Genomic DNA, 1,615 nt, shown 5'->3' on the forward strand with positions numbered 1-1,615 from the left:
CAGGAGCGGTAAGAGTATGCAGGAGCTTATGACGTTTCTTGAGGTGTGAGGAGCGTCAGAATACTTTTAGTGTAACTTTTTTGCAAAGTTAGCAAATTTACAAAGATACAACCATTCAGGCAGGCTATCTTAGATAAGGTGTACAAAAAATTCAGAGGCGCGCACCATAAAGATCACACGCCTCTGCCAAAATTATCTATTTTCCTCTATTGCAATCAACAAAAATCAATGGCATACTTTGCAGGCAGTTCTTCCGGACGCCTGAGCATTGGTCAAGGAAGTGGAGTAAATGTTTCTGCTCCGGCTTAATGTAGGACAATTTGGTGTGGAATGATATTTTTTCCCATTAGGAGTATAGTAAACCGTAGATGTCTGTGACTGGGAAGAATCGTTCACCGAGTCGGTATTCCCTCCATTACCTGCATTGTTTCCAGCGCCTGCATTTTCTCCGGCCCCGGAATTTCCAGAAATTCCCGGATCAGCAGCCGGCGTCTCATCGGTACCGCCTACAGTAATTCCGCTGCCGGAAGCAATTCCGTAGCTATCACAGATCTCCTGAAACTCTGTGGAATCAGCAAAGCCATTAAATACATGCACTCTGGATCCTCCCTGGCTCAGTACGCGGACCCAGGATTGAAGTCCGGGTTCATCCGCCTCACGGTCCATAAATACACGATACAAAATCCGCACATATTCTTCATCAGACAAATTCTTACTGGTAAACTCCTGAGAAAAAACAAAACCATAGGCTGCTTCCTTGGCTGTATTCGCACCGCTTAAAATCTGGCTGCACCAGGCATTAAGTCCATCAGAGTCAGCTTCCCGGACAAGGCACAGACGGTAGCACCGGACAAGGAACTTTGTCACGCCTTCATTCTGATCCATTGGCGCCGTCAACGCAGCATTACCTCTGATAATTCCGTATTCGGCGCAAAGGTGGTCAAATTCCTCAGATTCGGCAAACCCTTTAAAAACATGCATTCTGGAAAGGCCGCTGTCCAACACATCCAGCCATCCGGCTAAACCTTCGTCGTCCGCTTCCCGGTCAAAAAATGTCCTGTAGAGAATTTCCACATATTCCCGATCACTTAATGTTTTTGACTGAAACTCAGGACTTTCAATAAATCCCTGAGCCACCTTGGCTCCCTGTTCCTCTCCGGAACGCAAAACAGCGGACCACTGAGTAAGCCCTTCTTCGTCTGCCGGCCGTCCTAAAATATATGTATACAGCCGTCCTACAAAATCTTCGACAGATTTTTCCTTCTCCAGGATTGACTCAGTAGAAGCATACACCGGAGTCATTTGCCCATAAGCCGACATAAGCCCCAGGCCCAAGGCCACGGACAGAGCAAAAATCAGCAATTTCTTTTTCATTTGTAACTTTTGCAAACAGCCACTTTCTGCGGACAGCAGGGCCACATTTCCCGGACAGTCAGGGCCATATTAAGCGGACAGTTCGTGGAAACAGCAGGGCGGGGGGGGGTACCCCCGGCCCTGCTAATCAGTATGGATTATTATCCCAGAAGGCTATGCCTTCTCAATCAATACAGTAAACCCTGTCGTCAGCCTGCGCCGGATTCCGTCAAGTTTGCCATAGCATTCCTTCTCATCACTC

At 47.6% G+C, this 1,615-nt stretch carries 1 protein-coding gene; it reads right to left on the reverse strand.

The window, feature by feature from the left end; translation table 11 throughout:
* Positions 1–225: 225 nt before the first annotated feature.
* Positions 226–1,374, reverse strand: a complete 1,149-nt coding sequence (locus HNP82_RS17725) for a DUF4214 domain-containing protein (RefSeq protein WP_183776831.1) — start codon at positions 1,372–1,374, stop codon at positions 226–228.
* Positions 1,375–1,615 lie beyond the last annotated feature (241 nt).

The sequence above is a fragment of the Catenibacillus scindens genome (assembly GCF_014202115.1).
In the GTDB taxonomy this organism is placed as follows: domain Bacteria; phylum Bacillota; class Clostridia; order Lachnospirales; family Lachnospiraceae; genus Catenibacillus; species Catenibacillus scindens.